We start from the raw sequence: 17,655 nt of genomic DNA, 5'->3' as shown, positions 1-17,655 counted from the left end.
GAACGCGACCGTCCGCGAGGAACTCGTCATGCAGGGCCGCCTCTACCGGCTGACCAGACCGCAGGCGCACGCCCGCGCCGCGGAACTGGCCCACGACCTCGGCCTGACGGAGCTGCTGGAGCGCAAGTGCGCGACGCTCTCCGGCGGGCAGCGCCGCCGCCTGGACCTCGCGATGGCGCTCACCCACCGCCCCGCCGTGCTGTTCCTGGACGAGCCGACGACCAGCCTGGACCCGGGCAGCCGGGCCGACCTGTGGGAGCTGGTCCGCCGGATCCGGGCGGAGTGGGGCACGACGGTGTTCCTGACGACGCACTACCTCGACGAGGCCGACGCGCTCGCCGACCGCCTGGTCGTCGTCGACCAGGGCGTCGTCGCGGCCGAGGGCACGCCGCGGGAGCTGAAGACCCGTTACGCCGGCTCCCCCGACGCCTCCCTGCAGGACGCCTTCCTCGCCATCACCGGCCGCGCCCCCGCACCGGCCCCGGACCCGGCGGCGGCACCGCTCGCGGTCTGAGCCGCGTGGCCGACACGAACCACACAACACGCACAAGCCCCCCGTACAGGAGACCCCCGCATGCCCGTCCTCGCCGCCGACACCGCACTGGTCTTCGGCCGCTACGCCCGCCAGACCCTGGGATCCCGGCTGCAGATGCTCTTCGGCATCCTGATGCCGCTCCTCTACCTCGTCTTCTTCGGCCCGCTCCTGACCGACCTGCCCCTCGGCACCGGCGGCAGCTCCTGGCAGGTGCTCGTGCCGGGGCTGCTGCTGCAACTCGCCCTCTTCGGGGCGTCCTTCGCCGGCTTCGGGATCATCATCGAGAAGAACCTCGGCATCGTGGAGCGGATGCGCGTCACGCCCGTCAGCCGGCTGGCGCTGCTGCTGGGCCGGGTGCTGCGGGACACCGCGCTGTTCCTCTTCCAGTCGGTGCTGCTGGTGCTGGCGGCCGTGGCGATGGGCCTGCGCGCGCCGCTGCCGGGCGTGCTGATCGGCTTCGCGTTCACGGGGGCGCTGACGCTGTCGCTGGCCTCGCTGTCGTACGCGCTGGCCATGAAGGTCCGTACACCGCAGGAGTTCGGCCCGGTGGTCAACTCCGTCGCGATGCCGTCGATGCTGCTCTCCGGGCTGATGCTGCCGATGGCCCTGGCGCCCGGGTGGCTGGACGCGCTGTCGCACCTCATGCCGTTCCGCTACCTGGTGGACGCGATGCGCTCGGCGTTCACCGGCGACTACGCGAGCGCCTCGATGCTCTACGGCTCCCTGGTCGCCGCCGCCCTGTGCGCGGGCGCGCTCACCGTCGGCACCCGGGTGTTCCAGCGCGCGGGGGCGTGACCCCCTTCGAGTCCGACCCGCTTCCACGCCGACCGCCAGGACACCGGGGCGCCCGGCTGGATCCGGCTGCTCGAACTGGTCGAGGAGGCGGCGGCGGACGGGCGCGAGGTCTTCACGCCGCTGGCGGAACTCCCCGCCGAGCAGCGGCGCCAGATCGTCACGCTGCCCGCGTCCATCGCCCGTCTCACGGCCGTGCGGCAGCTCGTGCTGTACGGCAGCAACCTGGTGCGGATCCCGCCGGAGATCGGTGCCATGGAGAGCCTCGAGGAGTTCGATCCGTACACCTCCCACCGGCTGCACTGGTTCCCGTACGAGCTCACCCGCTGTCCGAAGCTGCGGCGCAGCACCGTCAGCACCCGCGCGCTGTACGGCAACTACAAGTACCGGCCACCCTTCCCGTCACTGACCGGCGGGGACGCCCCGGACCCCGGAGTGCCGGGCGCCGCGGAGATCCGTAGATGCAGCGTCTGCGACGGGCCGGTCGCGGAGCTGCGCCGGGTCTGGATCTCGCTGCACACCTCGGGGGCCGACGTCCTCCCGCTGCTGGTGAACGCGTGCTCGGCGGCGTGCGTCGAGGCGCTGCCGACGCCGGCCAGGGGCTACGTGCCGGTCCCCCACACGGGCGGCCCCGGTGTGGAGCAGCCGCCCGCCGGCCCGATGCCCCGGCCCCGCTGAGACGCAGACGGCGCGGGCCCCGCGTGGCATGCTGCACCGCATGGTGCGGATAGGGGCCGTCGTGCGGAACGTGTCCGGCTCGCCGCGGGGCTTCTGGGGCGCCGCGCGGCGGCGTACGCCCCCGGACACCCCCGCGGCCCTGCGCGCGGCCGTCGCCGCCAGTGCCGAGGCGCTGCGGCCCGCCACGGGCGCCGACTGGACGGTGCGTGCGGGGGGCCTGGAGTGGGACTGCGCGAGAACCGCCGTACACCTGGCCGACGTGCTGTTCTCCTACGCCGCGCAGCTCGCGACCCGGGCCCCGCACGCGTACGTACCGGCCTGCGTGGGCGCCGAGGACGGCGCCACCCCGGACGGGCTGGTCGAGGCCGTACGGGCCACCGGCACGATGCTCGCGGCCGTCGCGGAGACCGCACCCCCGGGCGCCCGCGGTTACCACCGGACGGGGATGGCCTCCGCGGCCGACTTCGCCGCCATGGGAGCGGTGGAGGTGCTCGCGCACACCCACGACCTCGCGACCGGCCTCGGGCTGGACTTCGACCCGCCGGCCGGCGTCTGCTCCGCCGTCCTCGACCGGCTCTTCCCCGGCATGCCCGAAGGCGCCGGGCCGTGGGAGACCTTCCTGTGGGCGACCGGGCGCGGCGAACTGCCAGGCCTCGACCGCCGTACGGAGTGGGTCTGGCGGCTGCCGGCCCCCGCGGACGGCTGACGGTGTGGCGCCCGTCGCACCCGCCGCGCGGCGCTTTCCACCCCCGCGGTGACTAGGCTCGGCACATGGTCAATCTGACACGTATCTACACCCGCACCGGCGACCAGGGCACCACCGCCCTCGGCGATATGAGCCGGGTCGCCAAGACGGACCTGAGGATCTCCGCGTACGCGGACGCCAACGAGGCCAACGCGGTCATCGGCACCGCGCTCGCGCTCGGCGACCTCTCCGACGACGTCAAGGCGGTGCTGGTCCGGGTCCAGAACGACCTCTTCGACGTCGGCGCGGACCTCGCCACGCCCGTCGTCGAGAACCCCGAGTACCCGCCGCTGCGGGTCGAGCAGTTCTACGTCGACAAGCTGGAGGCGGACTGCGACCGCTTCCTCGAGGAGCTGGAGAAGCTGCGCAGCTTCATCCTCCCCGGCGGCACCCCCGGCGCGGCCCTGCTGCACCAGGCGTGCACGGTGGTCCGCCGCGCGGAGCGCTCCACGTGGGCGGCGCTGGAGGCACACGGCGAGACGATGAACCCGCTCACCGCGACGTACCTCAACCGCCTCTCCGACCTGCTGTTCATCCTCGCCCGTACGGCGAACAAAGCCGTCGGCGACGTGCTCTGGGTGCCGGGCGGCGAGCGCTGATGTTCCGCGTCTCGGTGCGCGGGAAGTTCAAGGACCTCGACGAACGGCAGCGCGAGTCACTGCGCGCCGAGGCGGGCGTGATGCAGACGGCGTTCTCCGAGGAGGGCAGCTTCTCGTACGACTCGGGGCTGTCGGTCTTCACCTTCCGCGTCCAGCTCGCGCCGGAGTCGGACGACGAGGACGAGGACGACGCGGGGCTGCGCGCGCTGGCGGCGCTGGAGGCCCGGGGCTATCCGCACGAGGTGATCAAGGTCGCGGTCACGGACATGCGGGCCATCAAGATTCCCAGCAAGCGGCGCAGGGCGTGAGACCCCGCCGCCGGAAGGGACTTGAAGGTCCGGCGGGCGGCGGAGTGATCCGCGATACTGGCGGCCGGGCGGGGGTACCGCGTCGCCCGGAGTCGCGACGGGGTGGTGGCCTTCATGGCAGGCACAGGGACGGGATCCGGACGCCGGGGCCGCTCACGCGGTGAGCTGATCCGGCAGCGTACACAGGCACGGTTCGTGGGCCGCCGCGCGCAGTTGGCGCTGTTCACGGAGAACCTGGCCAAGGACCCGGAGTCCGAGACGGACCCGGCGGAGTTCCTGTTCCATGTGCGCGGCGTCGGCGGCGTGGGCAAGTCCACCCTCGTGCGCCAGTGGCAGGAGGCGGCACGCCGGGCGGGCGCGGTGACCGCCGTCGTCGACGAGAACGACGTCCACGGCGTACCGCAGACGCTGACGGAGCTGGCCGCCCAGCTGGCCGTACAGGCGGGCCCGCTCAAGGAGTTCGACCGCGCGGCCGAGCAGTACCGCCGGGAGCTGGAGGCGGCGGCCGAGCCCCTGCCGGCGGCCGGATCCGGGCGCGGCGGCGGTGAGGTGTCGGCGTCGAGCAGGATCGTGGCGCAGGCCGCCTTCGGCGCGGCGTCGCTGCTGCCCGGCGCCGGGGTGATCACGGCGATGGCCAGCCCCGACACGGCGGCCCTGGGGCTGGACAGGCTGCGGCAGGGCGTCCGTCCGCGCGGCCGCGGGGAGCGCGCCGCGGAGGGGTCGGTGAGCCGGGCGTTCGTGTCGGAGCTGGCGCGGCTGGGCGGCCGGCACCCGTGGGTGGTGCTGTTCCTCGACACGTGGGAGCAGACGGGCCGCTCGCTGGACGGCTGGTTGCGGGAGCTGCTGGCCGACGGCCACGGCCCGCTGCCCCCGAACGTGATGGTCGTCCTGGCGGGACGCGACGAGCTGGCGGAGCGCGACTGGGCGCCGCTGCGGGCGTGGGTGGCGGACGTACCGCTGGAGGTCTTCACCGAGACGGAGACGCGTGCCCTGCTGACGGCACGCGGGGCGACCGACCCGGACGTCGTCGACGCGGTGCTCAGGCTGTCGATGGGGCTGCCGCTGCTCGTGGAGCTGCTGGCCCTGGCCCGCCCGGGAAGCTCCGCCGACGTGGACGCCGGCGGGGACGTGGTGGACGTGGCGGTCGACCGCTTCGTGCAGTGGATCACGGAACCGGGCCGGCGCGAGACGGTGCTGGCGTGCGCGCTGGCCCCGCAGTTGAACGAGGACGTGTTCGCGGCGGCGGCCCCGGACGAGTCGCGTGAGACGTGGGACTGGCTGTGCGCCCAGCCGTTCGTCCGGGGGCACGGCGACTTCCGGCAGTACCACGCGGTCGTACGGGCGAGCATGGTGCGGCGGCAGCGCGCCAACTCCCCGCAGCGGTGGACCGCGGCGCACCTGCGGCTCGCCGGGGCGTACGGCGGCTGGCGGGCGGCCGTCGAGGCGCACCTGCCCACGGGCGAACGGTGGGGCGACGCGCGGTGGCGGCGGCACCGGCTGGACGAGACGTACCACCTGCTGTGCGCGGCGCCGGCGGACCGGCTGGCGGACGCGCTGAAGGACGGGGTGCACGCCGCGGGCCAGGGGGTGGCGGCCCTGCGGCAGTGGACAGACGTGCTGGAGCAGGCGGCCGACGACTCGGCCGACCCCGGGCTGCTGTCGTGGGCCGGCCGGCTGCGGCGGTCCGCCGCCGACGACGCGCCGAACACCGCCGCCCTCACGGCCCTGCTGACCCACGGCCGCCTCGGCCCCGCGGCACGGTCCTGGGCGCACGCGTACCGCGGCCGGCACCTCTACCTCGTCGACCGCGACGACGAGGCGCTCAGCGACCTGGACCGGGCGACCGCCGCCGACCCCGGCAACGCCTGGGCCTGGGCCTGGCGCGGCGACCTGCACCTGTGGCACGACCGGCACGACGAGGCGGTGAGCGACCTGACCACCGCGATCGGACTCGACCCCGGCTTCGCCTGGGCGCTCGGCTTCCGGGGCATGGCCCACCGGGAGGCGGGCCGCTACGACCAGGCCGTCACCGACCTCGACGCCGCGCTGGCGATCGACCCCGGGCTCGCCTGGGTCCTCGGGGAACGCGGCTCGACGCACCGACAGGCCGAACGCTACGACGAGGCCGTCGCCGACCTCACAGCCGCGCTCGCCCTCGACCCGGAGTACGTCTGGGCCCTCTCCCAGCGCGGTGAGGCCCACCGCCAGGCCGACCGCCCCGACCAGGCCGTCACCGACTTCACCACCGCACTCGCCCTGAACCCCGAGAACTCCTTCGTCCTCGGCCGCCGCGGCATGGCCCACCGGGAGGCGGGCCGCTACGACCAGGCCGTCACCGACCTCGACGCCGCGCTCGCCCTCGACCCCGAACTCGCCTGGGTCTTCTCGCAACGCGGTGAGGCGCACCGCCAGGCCGGCCGCTACGGCCGGGCCGTCAGCGACTTCACCGCCGCGCTCGCCCTGATCCCCGAGTACGCCTTCGCTCTCAGCTCCCGCGGCCAGGCCCACCGCCAGGCCGGCCGTCCCGACGAGGCCGTCCCGGACCTCACCGCCGCCCTCGGACTCAGCCCCGGCGAGCCGTGGACCCTCGCCGAGCGCGGCACCGCCCTGCGGCAGGCGGGCCGGCTCGCGGAGGCGCGCGAGGACCTCGAGGCGGCCGTCGCCGGGCAGCCCGACGACGTGCGCAACATCTTCGAGCTGACGCTGCTGAACACGGCGGAGTCGGGGTTCGACGCGCTCGCCGTCGAACAGTGGACCAGGCTGCTGCACATGCCCCCGGACCCGGCGGACGACGACGACAGCGCCCCGTTCCTGGCCCTGTTCCGGGCGCTGCTCCTCGACCTGGAGAGCGACGTCGCGGCGGCCACCGCGGAGTTCCTCGCCGGCGTGGCCCCCGACACGGTCACCGAGGCGCATCTGTACACCCGCGAAATCGCCGCCTTGGACGGCGTCCGCGCCGAGCGCGCCCGACGCTGCCACGAGCTGCTCGCGCGTCACCTCCCGCGGTGAGCGCACGGCGACCGGGTCCCGTCACCCGGACCCGGTCGCCTTCGGCTGCCGTCCGTCAGCGGCGGGTCAGCGGCCTGGCCTCCTCCCGCACCGGTCCGGCGGACTCCTCTGCCAGGTGCTCCGCCGCGCCCGCAGGCGCCTTCTTCGGCCACAGCGTGTACGTCAGCGCGATCACGCCGTGGATCCCCACCACCCGCAGCGCCGTCGCCTGCCAGCTCCGCAGGGACTCCGTCTGCGACGCGTCACCGACGTACCAGACGGCCAGCTGGAGCAGGCCCAGCGCCACCGCCGCGCCCAGCAGGGTCCGCAGCCACAGCTTCCACTCGTGGCGCGCACGCGCCGAGCCGTACCGCGGCGGCTTCGGCGGCACCGGGCCGCCCGCGAAGCGGTGGGCGAAGTGGCCGTCGATCCACTTGACCGTGTAGTGGCCGTACGCGACGGTGTAGCCGATGTACAGCGCCGCGACCCCGTGCCTCCAGTCCGGCTCGGCGCCGTTCCTCAGGTCGACCGCGGTCACGATCAGCAGCACGACCTCCAGCACGGGCTCGCAGAGCAGCAGCGCGGCGCCCGTGCGGGGCATACGGGCCGGATAGCGCAGGGACAGCCCGGCGGCGAGCAGCACCCAGAAGGCGACCTCGCAGACGACGATCATCGTGACGATCATGGCCGTGCTCCTTTCCGGCGGTCCCTGTCGAGCGGTCCCGTTCAGCGGTCCCGAGCGGTCCCTTTCGAGCGGTCCCTCTCAGCGTGGCGCCCGGAAACGCGCACTTCTTCGTCGCAGCCGACGATCCGCCACTGCATCCTTCGATGTACTCCGAGCCGCCCGCTCCGCCGTGGAAGCGGAGGTCAGCCACGTCCCGGCACGGTTTGATGGAGGGGTGAGCACGGAGAGCCCCGAGGACGCGGAAGCACCGCGCCGCCGCCGCCCGCACCGGGACGACCTGGTGATCGCGGGGGTCGGCTTCGCCGCGGGCGCCCTGTCGATCGCGCTCGGCCTGTACAACAACACCGCCGGCGGCCGCGACAGCGGCGCCCTGCTCCTGCTCCCCCTCGGCGCGATGGCCGTGGCCGAGGTGCTGCGGCGCTGCGGCCAGCCGTGGGCGCTGGTGCTCGCCGTGGCCGCGCTGGCCGGGGACATCGCCCTGGGCTCACTGCTCGCCACGATCATCATGTTCAGCGACGTGGTGTACGCGGCCGTGCTGTACGGCAGCCGCCGGCTGAACCGGACGGTGATGGTCGGCAGCTGGCTGTTCACGCTCGGCGTGCTCGTCGGCACGCTGGCGGCGTTCCGGGACCCCCAGGCGCTGCTCCTGGGCGCGGCGGCCGGCGCGGTGACGCTCACCCCCGCCTGGACGGGCCAGCTGATGCGCGCCCACCGCGAGCGCGCCGACACCGAGCGCCTGCGCGCCGAGCAGACCGCGCTGCTCGCCGAGCTCGACCGGCGCGAGGCGGTCGCCGCGGAGCGCGCGCGGATGGCGCGCGAGCTGCACGACATGGTCGCCAACAACCTCTCCGCCATCGCCATCCACTCCACCGCCGCCCTCTCCCTGGACGACCCCGCCACCTCCCGGGAGGCCCTCGGCGTCATCCGGGAGAACAGCGTGCAGGGCCTCGCCGAGATGCGGCGCCTGATCGGCCTGCTGCGCGACAGCAGCGGCGACAGCGAACCCTCGGCGGCCCCGACGCTCGCGGGCGTCGGCGCCCTGGTCGACCAGACCCGGGCGAACGGCGAGGCCAGCGGCCTCACCGTCGCGTACACCGACGGCCGTCCGCCCGGGCTGCGGCTGCCGCCGCCGGTGGAGCTGGCGGCGTACCGCATCGTCCAGGAGTCGCTGACGAACGCCCTGAAGCACGCCGCCCCCGGCGAGGTGGCCGTGCGGCTCGGCGTGAGCGATGACGGCGCTCTCGTCGTACGCGTGACGAGCCCGCTCGGCGACCGCGAGGACGAGGCGCCGCGGGCGCCGGGCTCCGGCGCGGGGCTGGTGGGCATGCGGGAGCGGGTGGGCCTGCTCGGCGGCACGCTGTCGGCGGGACCGGAGGCGACGGCGGACGGGAAGGTGTGGCAGGTCGCGGCGGTCCTGCCCGTGGACGAGGAGGGGATGCCCGGATGACGGACGAGACCGTGCGGGTGCTCATCGCGGAGGACCAGCAGGCCGTACGGGCCGGACTGGCCCTGATCCTGCGCTCGGCGCCCGGCATCGAGGTGGCGGGCGAGGCCGCGGACGGCGAGGAGGCGGTCGCGCTGGCCCGGGAACTGCGGCCGGACGTCGTGCTGATGGACGTACAGATGCCGAAGCTCGACGGCATCGCGGCGACCCGGGCGATCACCTCCGAGGCGCTCGCGGACGTGCTGGTCCTGACGACGTTCGACCTCGACGAGTACGTCTTCGGCGCGCTGCGGGAGGGGGCGGCGGGGTTCCTGCTGAAGAGCACCGACGCGCGGGCGCTGATCGACGCGGTCCGTACGGTGGCGCGGGGCGAGGGGATCATCGCCCCCGGGGTGACGCGCCGGCTCATCGCGGAGTTCGCCCACGCGTCCCCGGCCCCGCGCCCCGCCCCCGCAGCGCTGGATGCACTGACGCGGCGTGAGCGGGAGGTTCTGGCGTGCCTCGGCGAGGGGCTGTCGAACGCGGACGTCGCGGTACGGCTGGACATGGCGGAGGCCACGGTGAAGACGCATGTCAGCCGGCTGCTGGGGAAGCTGGGGCTGCGCAGCCGGGTGCAGGCGGCGGTGCTGGCGCAGGAGCTGGGCGTCCGCTAGCGGGCGAGCCCCGCCGCGCACCCGGACCCACGTACGCTCGACCCCGTGCCAGTCCCCCGCCTCCGCCGCGTCGCCGTCCTCGTCAGCGAGGGCGCCAAGCCGCTCGACGTCGGCATCCCCGCGCAGGTGTTCACGACCCGCGCGAGCATGCCGTACGAGGTGCGGGTCTGCGGCGCCGAACCGGGGCTGGTCACCGGCGGCGACGGGCTGTCGTACCACGTGGAGCACGGACTCGACGCGCTGGCGTGGGCCGACCTCGTGTTCGTCCCCGGCTACCGCTTCCCCGACCGCGACGATCCGCCGCCCGCCGTCCTCGACGCCCTGACCGCCGCCCACGACCGCGGAGCGCGGCTCGCCGCCATCTCCACCGGGGCCTTCGCACTCGCCGCCACGGGGCTGCTCGACGGCAGGCGGGCGACGACGCACTGGCACTACACGCACGCCCTCGCGGAGAAGCATCCGCGGATCCGGGTCGACGAGAACGTCCTGTTCGTCGACGAGGGCAGCCTGCTCACCTCGGCCGGCGCCGCGTCCGGCATCGACCTGTGCCTGCACATCCTGCGCGCGGACCTCGGCGTCGCCGCCTCCAACCACGCGGCCCGGCGCCTGGTCGCCGCGCCGTACCGCAGCGGCGGGCAGGCGCAGTACGTGCCGCGCAGCCTGCCCGAGCCGCTCGGCGAGCGGTTCGCCGCCACCCGCGAATGGGCGCTGCACCGGCTCGGCGAGCATCTGACGCTGGACGCCCTCGCCGGGCACGCGGCGGTGTCCCCGCGCACGTTCTCCCGGCGTTTCACCGACGACACCGGGTACACGCCGATGCAGTGGGTGATGCGGGCCCGGATCGACCGGGCGCGGGAGCTGCTGGAGCGCTCGGAGCTCGGCGTCGAGCAGATCGCCGCGGATGTGGGCCTGGGCACGGGCGCGAATCTGCGGCTGCACTTCCAGCGCATCCTGGGCACGTCACCGAGCGAGTACCGGCGCACCTTCGCGCGCGGCGAGTAGCGCCGGCCGTGCCCCTGGCGGGATCCTTGCGGACCATGGCGATCAAGCCGCTGTCACCGGCGGGGGTCGCGCGCGAGCCTGGAGCACGAGCCGCGAACACGTGCCCGGAGCACGGAGCCGCACACACGTGAGAGAACAAGGGACACCGCTCATGACGCGTATCGCCATCAACGGATTCGGCCGCATCGGACGCAACGTGCTGCGCGCCCTCCTCGAACGCGACAGCGGCCTGGAGATCGTCGCCGTCAACGACCTGACGGAGCCCGCCGCCCTGGCCCGGCTGCTCGCCTTCGACTCGACCGCCGGCCGGCTCGGCCGCCCGGTGACCGTCGACGGCGACACGCTCGTGGTCGACGGCCGCCGGATCAGGGTGCTCGCCGAGCGCGAGCCCGCCCAGCTGCCGTGGGCCGAACTCGGCGTGGACGTCGTCCTGGAGGCGACGGGCCGCTTCACCTCGGCGAAGGCCGCCTCCGCCCACCTCGACGCCGGTGCGCGCAAGGTGCTCGTCGGCGCCCCCTCGGACGGCGCGGACGTCACGCTGGCGTACGGCGTGAACACCGACGCGTACGACCCGGCCGCGCACACCGTCGTCTCGAACGCCTCGTGCACCACGAACGCCCTCGCCCCGCTGGCCGCCGTCCTCGACGGACTCGCCGGCATCGAGCACGGGTTCATGACGACCGTGCACGCCTACACGCAGGAGCAGAACCTGCAGGACGGCCCGCACCGCGACCCCCGCCGGGCGCGCGCCGCCGGCGTGAACATCGTGCCGACCACCACGGGCGCCGCGAAGGCGATCGGCCTGGTGCTGCCGGGCCTGGACGGCAAGCTGTCGGGCGACTCGATCCGCGTACCGGTCCCGGTGGGTTCGATCGTCGAGCTGAACACGGTCGTCTCCCGCGACGTGACCCGCGACGAGGTGCTGGCCGCCTACCACGAGGCGGCGGCGGGACCGCTGGCGGGCGTGCTCGAGTACTCCGAGGACGCGCTCGTCTCGTCGGACATCGTCGGCAACCCGGCCTCGTCGATCTTCGACTCCGCGCTCACCCGGGTCGACGGCCGCCACGTCAAGGTGGTCGCCTGGTACGACAACGAGTGGGGCTTCTCCAACCGCGTGATCGACACCCTGGAGCTGATGGCCCGCGGCTGACGGGTCACGCCCGCGTCAGTCCGCACGCCTCTTCGGCCGCGCCCGCAGGTGCGCCTTCTCGCCCTGGCGGCCGAAGAGGCTGAGGACCTCCGCGGGCTGCCGCCCGGCGGCGCCGAACCAGTGCGGCACCCGGGTGTCGAACTCCGCCGCCTCGCCGGGCCCCAGCTCCAGATCGTGCTCGCCGAGCACCAGGCGCAGCCGCCCGTCGAGTACGTAGAGCCACTCGTAGCCCTCGTGCGTCTTCAGGTCCGGCTCGCCGCGCGCCCCGGCCGGGATGACCAGCTTGTACGCCTGGATGCCGCCCGCCCGCCGGGTCAGCGGGACCAGCGTCATGCCGAACTGCGTCACCGGCCGCATATGGATCCGCGGATCGCCGGTGTGCGGGGCGTCGACGAGTTCGTCGAGGGTGACCCCGTAGGCCCGCGCGAGCGGCAGCAGCAGCTCCAGCGTGGGGCGCCGGTCGCCGGACTCCAGCCGGGACAGGGTGGACACCGAGATGCCCGTCTCCTCCGAGAGTTCGGCCAGCGTGGCCTCGCGCTGCCGCCGCAGGGCGCGCAGCCGGGGCCCGACGGCCGTGAGGGTCTGGTCGAGTTCTTCGTCCACCCTTCGATTTTGCCACACCGGCAACGATGCTTGCTCGTACGGCATGGAAGGGCGCACGGTGACCGTGGAGGTGGTCACGGTGACCCAACAGCATCGGAACGACGACGGCCGGGACTCCTACGACGTCCTGGTCGTGGGCGGCGGCGCCGCGGGACTCAACGGCGCGCTGATGCTCGCCCGCTCCCGCCGCTCCGTCCTCGTGGTGGACGCGGGCGAGCCGCGCAACGCGCCCGCGGAGGGCGTACACGGTCTGCTGGCCCGGGAGGGCATGCCGCCGGGCGAACTGCTGGAGCGCGGCCGGGCGGAGGTCCGCGGTTACGGCGGGGAGGTGCTGGCGGGCGAGGTCGCGTCAGCGGCCCGCGTGGACCACGGCTTCACCCTCACGCTGGCCGACGGCCGCACGCTGAGGGCGCGGCGGCTGCTGGTGACGACCGGGCTGACGGACGAACTGCCGGACGTCCCCGGGCTGCGCGAGCACTGGGGCAGCGACGTGCTGCACTGCCCGTACTGCCACGGCTGGGAGGTCCGCGACCAGCCCATCGGCGTACTGGCGACCGGCCCGATGTCCGTCCACCAGACGCTGCTGTTCCGCCAGCTGAGCGACGACGTCATGTACTTCGCGCACACCGCGCCCGCCCTCTCCGACGAGGACGCCGACAAGCTCGCCGCCCGCGGCATCCCGGTCGTCGAGGGCGAGGTCGCGGCGCTGGAGTCGCAGGACGGCCGGCTGACCGGCGTACGGCTGACGGACGGCCACGTCATCGCCCGCGCGGCGCTCGCGGTGGCGCCGCGGATGGTGGCCCGAGCCGGCTTCCTGGCGGAGCTGGGCCTCGAGACCGCGGACCACCCGTCGGGCATGGGCACCCACATCCCCGTGGACGCCGCCGGCCGCACCGAGGCCCCCGGCGTCTGGGCGGCGGGCAACGTCACGGACCCGGCCGCTCAGGTCGGCGCGTCGGCGGCGGCGGGAGCGCTGGCGGGCGCGCAGATCAACGCGGACCTGGTCGCGGAGGAGACCGCGCAGGCGGTGGCGGCCTTGCGGGAGCCGTTCAACGCGGCGATGGAGTCCGAGGTCACGACCCTGGTGACGGGGGAACGCCGGCACGGGGTGTGAGCGCGGCGTGCGGGGAGGGGCACCGCACCGGCACCCCTCCCCCGCCGGCCGTCCGTCAGACCACCGGCACCCCGTCCCGCGTCACCCGCCACTCGGTGGCCGCGAACTCCGACTGCACGATCGCGCCCTTCGCCCGCACCCAGCCGATCATCGTGTTGCGGATCTCGTCCGAGTTCGCCCACACCTGCTGGGCCGCCGCGACGTGCGGGAAGTTGCCGCCGCCGTTGGCGCGGTAGTTGTTCACGGCCAGGACGAAGCGGGCCGCGTCGTCCAGCGGGGCGCCGCCGAAGGTCACGTTCCTGATCCGGGAGCCCGCCGGCTGGGCGATGTCCACGTCGTACGACAGACCGCTGACGACGTCGTAGTTGTAGTCGGGCGTACCGCCCGCGTTGGTGATCTTCGCGAGGTCCAGCGGATCGGCGGCGGCCGTCTGGACGTAGTAGCGGGCGGAGTACTCGAGATAGTCCCTCAGCTGCGCGCCCGTGAGGATCCGCGCCTCGAGGGTGTTCTCGTAGACGTACAGCCCGGCCACGTCCCGGATGGTCACCTGCCCCGCCGGGATGAGCGCGGTCCGCGAGAAGCACGCGGCCTGCGACACCACCGGCAGCGCGGCGTACTCCGTGCCGGCCAGCGCCGTGCGGACGGTCTCCTCCTGGATGTGGTTGATGAGGTCGATGATCGGCACGTCCTTCCAGGGCGCCTCCACCGACCGCATCTCGGCGTCGTTGCTGCCGATGACCTGGTTGACGTACGCGACGACCTTGCGGTGCTCGTCGTCGAGCAGCGCGACGATCGCCGGGTCCTCGGGCACGGTGTTGGAGTTGAGGACGGACGCGCCGACGCTCTCCACGACCCAGCGCCCGCGCTCCCACACCAGCGAGAAGTCGAAGAGCGTCAGCCGCTGGCCCCACTTCAGCGGCTCGGAGAGCACGACCTCCTTGCCGGTCTCCTTGTTCGCCACCCGGTACTCGGGGATCTCGGTGTGGGCGTGCCCGACCAGGATCGCGTCGATGCCCGGCACCTGCTCGGCGACCAGCGCCGCCGCGTTCTCGATGTACGGGAGCTGGTCGCCGTACGACGAGGTACCGCTGGAGCCGGAGTGGGCGGAGACCACGACGACGTCGGCGCCCATCGACCGCAGCCGCGGCACCCAGTACGCGGCCTGCTCCTCCAGCCCGGGGAAGACCATCCTGCCCTGCACGTTGGCCTTGTCCCAGATCGCGATGCCGGGGTTGGTCAGCCCCAGCACGGCCACCTTCACGTCGCGGCCGAGCGGGGTGCGCAGCACGTGCATCGAGTACGGCGGGAAGGCGGGCTTCAGCGTCTTCGCGTCCAGCGCGTTCGCGCCGAGGAGCGGGAAGTCGCACTGCTCCTCGAACTTCCGCAGCAGCGGGATGCCGTAGTTGAACTCGTGGTTGCCGAGGGCCGCCGCGTCGTAGCGGATGGCGTTCATGGCCTGGGCCATGGGGTGGACGGGGCCGGACTCGGCGGTGATCGGGTCGACCTTGGCGTAGTAGTACGACAGCTGGGTGCCCTGGATGGTGTCACCGGCGTCGATGAGCAGCGTGTTGCCGGCCCCCCGGGCCGCGCGGACCTGGTCCACGAGCGTGGAGATCTTCGCCAGGCCGACGTCGTTGTTCGACCGGTCGGTGAACTCGGCGTCGGTGAAGTAGTCCCAGTTGAAGACGTTCCCGTGCAGATCGGTCGTCCCCATCACGGTGAACGAGTACCGCTTCGCCCCGGACCCGCCGGAGGCCCCGGACCCGCCGGGGGCCGCGGCCGCGGCGGGCGAGGCGGACAGGGCGAGCCCCAGACCGGCCGAAGTGGCGGCGGACTTGGCCAGAAACGTACGGCGGTCGAACGGCATGCGGGCTCTCTTCCCCTCGCTCCAACATCGTTACGCGCGTAGATTCTGCCGACCCCGGCCCTCCCCCACCAGACACCCCCGGTTGCGATCCGGTGAAGTTCGCCCGCCCGATCTCCGCCCCGCACCGCGGCAGTTCACCCGCTCCGGGGGGCGCCGCGGGGGCACCCCCACTCGACTTTGGTCCAGACCTATTGACGATTGGTCCAGACCTTCCCTACGCTCCCGTTAACTGCGGTGGGCATGTCAGAGAAGATCGGATGTGCCCGCCGGGCGACGCAGGTCCCATCCACCCCCACTATCCGGACCTAGCTCGAGGAGCACCCTTGAGATCCCCACGCGTCACGACACTCGGCAGACGGATCGGCGCGCTCGTCGCCGCCCTCGCACTGCCCCTCGCCGCCATGGTCGGGCTGGCGCCCGAGGCGCAGGCGGCCGGCGCCACCGCGACCTACACCAAGACCCAGGACTGGGGCACCGGCTTCGAGGGCAAATGGACCGTCAAGAACACCGGCACCGCGACCATCAGCAGCTGGACGCTGTCCTGGACCTTCCCCTCCGGGACCGCGGTCACCTCCGCCTGGGACGCGGACGTGACCAGCTCCGGCACCACCTGGACCGCGCGGAACAAGTCCTACAACGGCACCCTCGCCCCCGGCGCCTCCGTCAGCTTCGGCTTCAACGGCACCGGCTCCGGCAGCCCCTCCAACTGCGTCATCAACGGCGGCACCTGTGACGGCGGAGGCGGCACCCCGGGCGACAACCCGCCCTCGGCTCCGGGCACCCCGTCCGCGAGCAACATCACCGACACCTCGGTGGCGCTGTCCTGGACGGCCGCGACGGACGACAACGGCATCAAGAACTACGACGTCATCCGCGACGGCGCCACGATCGCCACGGTCACCGGCACGTCGTACACCAACACCGGCCTCACCGCCGGCTCCACCTACAGCTACCAGGTCAAGGCCCGTGACACGGCCGACCAGGTCGGCCCGGCCAGCGGCACCCGCACGGTGACCACGACCGGCGGCGGGACCGGCGGCGGCGGCAAGATCAAGCTCGGCTACTTCACCGACTGGGGCGTCTACGGCCGCGCCTACTACCCGAAGAACATCGACACCTCCGGCTCCGCCGCCAAGATCACGCACATCAACTACGCGTTCGGCAACGTGACCAACGGCGCGTGCCAGATCGGCGACTCCTACGCCGACTACGACATGGCCTACACCGCGGCGAACAGCGTCGACGGCGTGGCCGACACCTGGGACCAGCCGCTGCGCGGCGCGTTCAACCAGCTGAAGAAGCTGAAGGCCAAGCACCCGCACCTCAAGATCCTCTGGTCCTTCGGCGGCTGGACCTGGTCCGGCGGCTTCGGCCAGGCGGCGGCGAACCCCACGGCCTTCGCCAACTCCTGCTACAACCTGGTCCACGACGCCCGGTGGAACGGCCTCTTCGACGGCATCGACATCGACTGGGAGTACCCGAACGCCTGCGGCCTGAGCTGTGACTCCTCCGGTCCGGCGGCGTTCAAGAACCTGATGTCCGCGCTGCGGACGCGGTTCGGCAGCGAGCTGGTCACCGCGGCCATCACCGCGGACGGGTCCTCCGGCGGCAAGATCGACGCCGCGGACTACGGGGGCGCGGCGCAGTACGTCAACTGGTACAACGTGATGACGTACGACTACTTCGGCGCCTGGGCGGCGCAGGGGCCGACGGCCCCGCACTCCCCGCTCACGTCCTACAGCGGCATCCCGACGGCGGGCTTCTACTCCGACGCCGCGATCCAGAAGCTGAAGGGCAAGGGCGTGCCCGCCGCGAAGCTGCTCCTCGGCATCGGCTTCTACGGCCGCGGCTGGACGGGCGTCAGCCAGTCCGAGCCCGGCGGATCGGCCTCCGGCCCGGCTCCGGGCACGTACGAGCAGGGCATCGAGGACTACAAGGTCCTCAAGAACTCCTGTCCCTCCACGGGTACGGTCGCGGGTACGGCGTACGCCAAGTGCGGCAGCAACTGGTGGAGCTACGACACGCCGTCGACGGTCAACGGCAAGATGTCGTACGCCAAGACCCAGGGTCTCGGCGGCGCGTTCTTCTGGGAGTTCAGCGGCGACACGACAAACGGCGAACTGGCCTCGGCCATCAACACGGGCCTCGGCTGACCGCCCACCCGGGCGCGGCGGCGTCGCCCCCGCCGCGCCCGGACCACCCCCGGCCTCCCAGCCCCACCGGGAGGCCGCCGGCGTTCGTCTCGCACACCGCGCCGCCGCGATCCCCGGACCCCCGGGTGCGGGGCTCGCCGCCTGCGACGTGGTCCCGGGCACCGGGCTCGCTACCGGCGTCGTCGCCCCGGGGGCCCTTCCCGCACAGGGCTCGCGCTGCCGGCGCCGTGGTCCCGGGGGGCCTCTCGGGCGCGGGGCCGCTGCGCCCGCCCGTGCCGCCCCCTGGGCGGCCCAGCCGCCCGCAGCGGTGCATCCCGAAGCGTTGCACCGTCAGCCGCC

General features: G+C 73.7%; 16 protein-coding genes. 13 read left to right on the top strand and 3 right to left on the bottom strand.

The genetic code is table 11. The features are described 5' to 3' along the window. The 7 genes from AB0M28_RS35970 to AB0M28_RS35940 all read left to right on the top strand — a co-directional run. On the top strand, window positions 1–514 hold a 514-nt coding region (locus AB0M28_RS35970), incomplete at its 5' end, for an ABC transporter ATP-binding protein (protein WP_365414251.1). Between the two features lie 60 nt (window positions 515–574). Continuing rightward, complete coding sequence (locus AB0M28_RS35965) at window positions 575–1,330, top strand: ABC transporter permease (RefSeq protein ID WP_365414249.1); 756 nt, start codon at window positions 575–577, stop codon at window positions 1,328–1,330. Window positions 1,331–1,522: 192 nt separating this feature from the next. Next, the gene (locus AB0M28_RS35960) at window positions 1,523–2,005 is read left to right on the top strand and encodes a hypothetical protein (protein WP_365414247.1); all 483 of its coding nucleotides are present in this window, start codon (window positions 1,523–1,525) and stop codon (window positions 2,003–2,005) included. A gap of 40 nt (window positions 2,006–2,045) precedes the next feature. Then, the gene (locus tag AB0M28_RS35955; RefSeq protein WP_365414245.1) at window positions 2,046–2,711 is read left to right on the top strand and encodes a maleylpyruvate isomerase N-terminal domain-containing protein; all 666 of its coding nucleotides are present in this window, start codon (window positions 2,046–2,048) and stop codon (window positions 2,709–2,711) included. Between the two features lie 65 nt (window positions 2,712–2,776). Beyond that, a complete protein-coding gene (locus tag AB0M28_RS35950) occupies window positions 2,777–3,349 on the top strand; it encodes a cob(I)yrinic acid a,c-diamide adenosyltransferase (RefSeq protein WP_365414243.1) in 573 nt (190 codons plus the stop codon). Further along, window positions 3,349–3,657: a DUF6204 family protein gene (locus AB0M28_RS35945; protein ID WP_365414241.1), complete on the top strand. Its 309-nt coding sequence runs from the start codon at window positions 3,349–3,351 to the stop codon at window positions 3,655–3,657. Before AB0M28_RS35950 ends, AB0M28_RS35945 begins: the two co-directional genes overlap by 1 nt. Window positions 3,658–3,852: 195 nt before the next feature. Continuing rightward, window positions 3,853–6,666, top strand: coding sequence for a tetratricopeptide repeat protein (locus AB0M28_RS35940; protein ID WP_365414239.1), 2,814 nt, complete (start codon window positions 3,853–3,855; stop codon window positions 6,664–6,666). A 55-nt stretch (window positions 6,667–6,721) separates the two neighbouring features. Here the strand turns inward: AB0M28_RS35940 and AB0M28_RS35935 are convergent, their stop codons facing one another. Further along, a complete protein-coding gene (locus AB0M28_RS35935) occupies window positions 6,722–7,330 on the bottom strand; it encodes a hypothetical protein (RefSeq protein ID WP_365414237.1) in 609 nt (202 codons plus the stop codon). Between the two features lie 214 nt (window positions 7,331–7,544). Here AB0M28_RS35935 and AB0M28_RS35930 point away from each other — a divergent pair, with 214 nt between their 5' ends. The 4 genes from AB0M28_RS35930 to gap all read left to right on the top strand — a co-directional run bounded on the left by AB0M28_RS35930 (window position 7,545) and on the right by gap (window position 11,579). Beyond that, a complete protein-coding gene (locus AB0M28_RS35930; protein ID WP_365414235.1) occupies window positions 7,545–8,777 on the top strand; it encodes a histidine kinase in 1,233 nt (410 codons plus the stop codon). Then, a complete protein-coding gene (locus AB0M28_RS35925) occupies window positions 8,774–9,427 on the top strand; it encodes a response regulator transcription factor (protein ID WP_365414233.1) in 654 nt (217 codons plus the stop codon). Before AB0M28_RS35930 ends, AB0M28_RS35925 begins: the two co-directional genes overlap by 4 nt. Window positions 9,428–9,472: 45 nt before the next feature. Further along, window positions 9,473–10,429: a helix-turn-helix domain-containing protein gene (locus tag AB0M28_RS35920; protein ID WP_365414231.1), complete on the top strand. Its 957-nt coding sequence runs from the start codon at window positions 9,473–9,475 to the stop codon at window positions 10,427–10,429. 151 nt (window positions 10,430–10,580) lie between these two features. Next, window positions 10,581–11,579: a type I glyceraldehyde-3-phosphate dehydrogenase gene (gene gap / locus AB0M28_RS35915; RefSeq protein WP_365414229.1), complete on the top strand. Its 999-nt coding sequence runs from the start codon at window positions 10,581–10,583 to the stop codon at window positions 11,577–11,579. 15 nt (window positions 11,580–11,594) lie between these two features. Here the strand turns inward: gap and AB0M28_RS35910 are convergent, their stop codons facing one another. Next, window positions 11,595–12,227: an XRE family transcriptional regulator gene (locus AB0M28_RS35910; RefSeq protein WP_365414255.1), complete on the bottom strand. Its 633-nt coding sequence runs from the start codon at window positions 12,225–12,227 to the stop codon at window positions 11,595–11,597. A gap of 34 nt (window positions 12,228–12,261) precedes the next feature. Here AB0M28_RS35910 and AB0M28_RS35905 point away from each other — a divergent pair, with 34 nt between their 5' ends. Next, window positions 12,262–13,296, top strand: a complete 1,035-nt coding sequence (locus tag AB0M28_RS35905; protein ID WP_365414227.1) for an NAD(P)/FAD-dependent oxidoreductase — start codon at window positions 12,262–12,264, stop codon at window positions 13,294–13,296. 55 nt (window positions 13,297–13,351) lie between these two features. Here the strand turns inward: AB0M28_RS35905 and AB0M28_RS35900 are convergent, their stop codons facing one another. Continuing rightward, window positions 13,352–15,163, bottom strand: a complete 1,812-nt coding sequence (locus AB0M28_RS35900; protein ID WP_365414225.1) for a 5'-nucleotidase C-terminal domain-containing protein — start codon at window positions 15,161–15,163, stop codon at window positions 13,352–13,354. A 401-nt stretch (window positions 15,164–15,564) separates the two neighbouring features. On the opposite strand from AB0M28_RS35900, the gene AB0M28_RS35895 reads away from it, so the two are divergent. Beyond that, a complete protein-coding gene (locus tag AB0M28_RS35895) occupies window positions 15,565–17,316 on the top strand; it encodes a glycoside hydrolase family 18 chitinase (protein WP_365414253.1) in 1,752 nt (583 codons plus the stop codon). Window positions 17,317–17,655: the final 339 nt, after the last annotated feature.

The sequence above is a fragment of the Streptomyces sp. NPDC051940 genome (genome assembly GCF_040680895.1).
In the GTDB taxonomy this organism is placed as follows: Bacteria; Actinomycetota; Actinomycetes; order Streptomycetales; family Streptomycetaceae; genus Streptomyces.
This window is presented reverse-complemented; position numbering and strand designations above follow the sequence as displayed.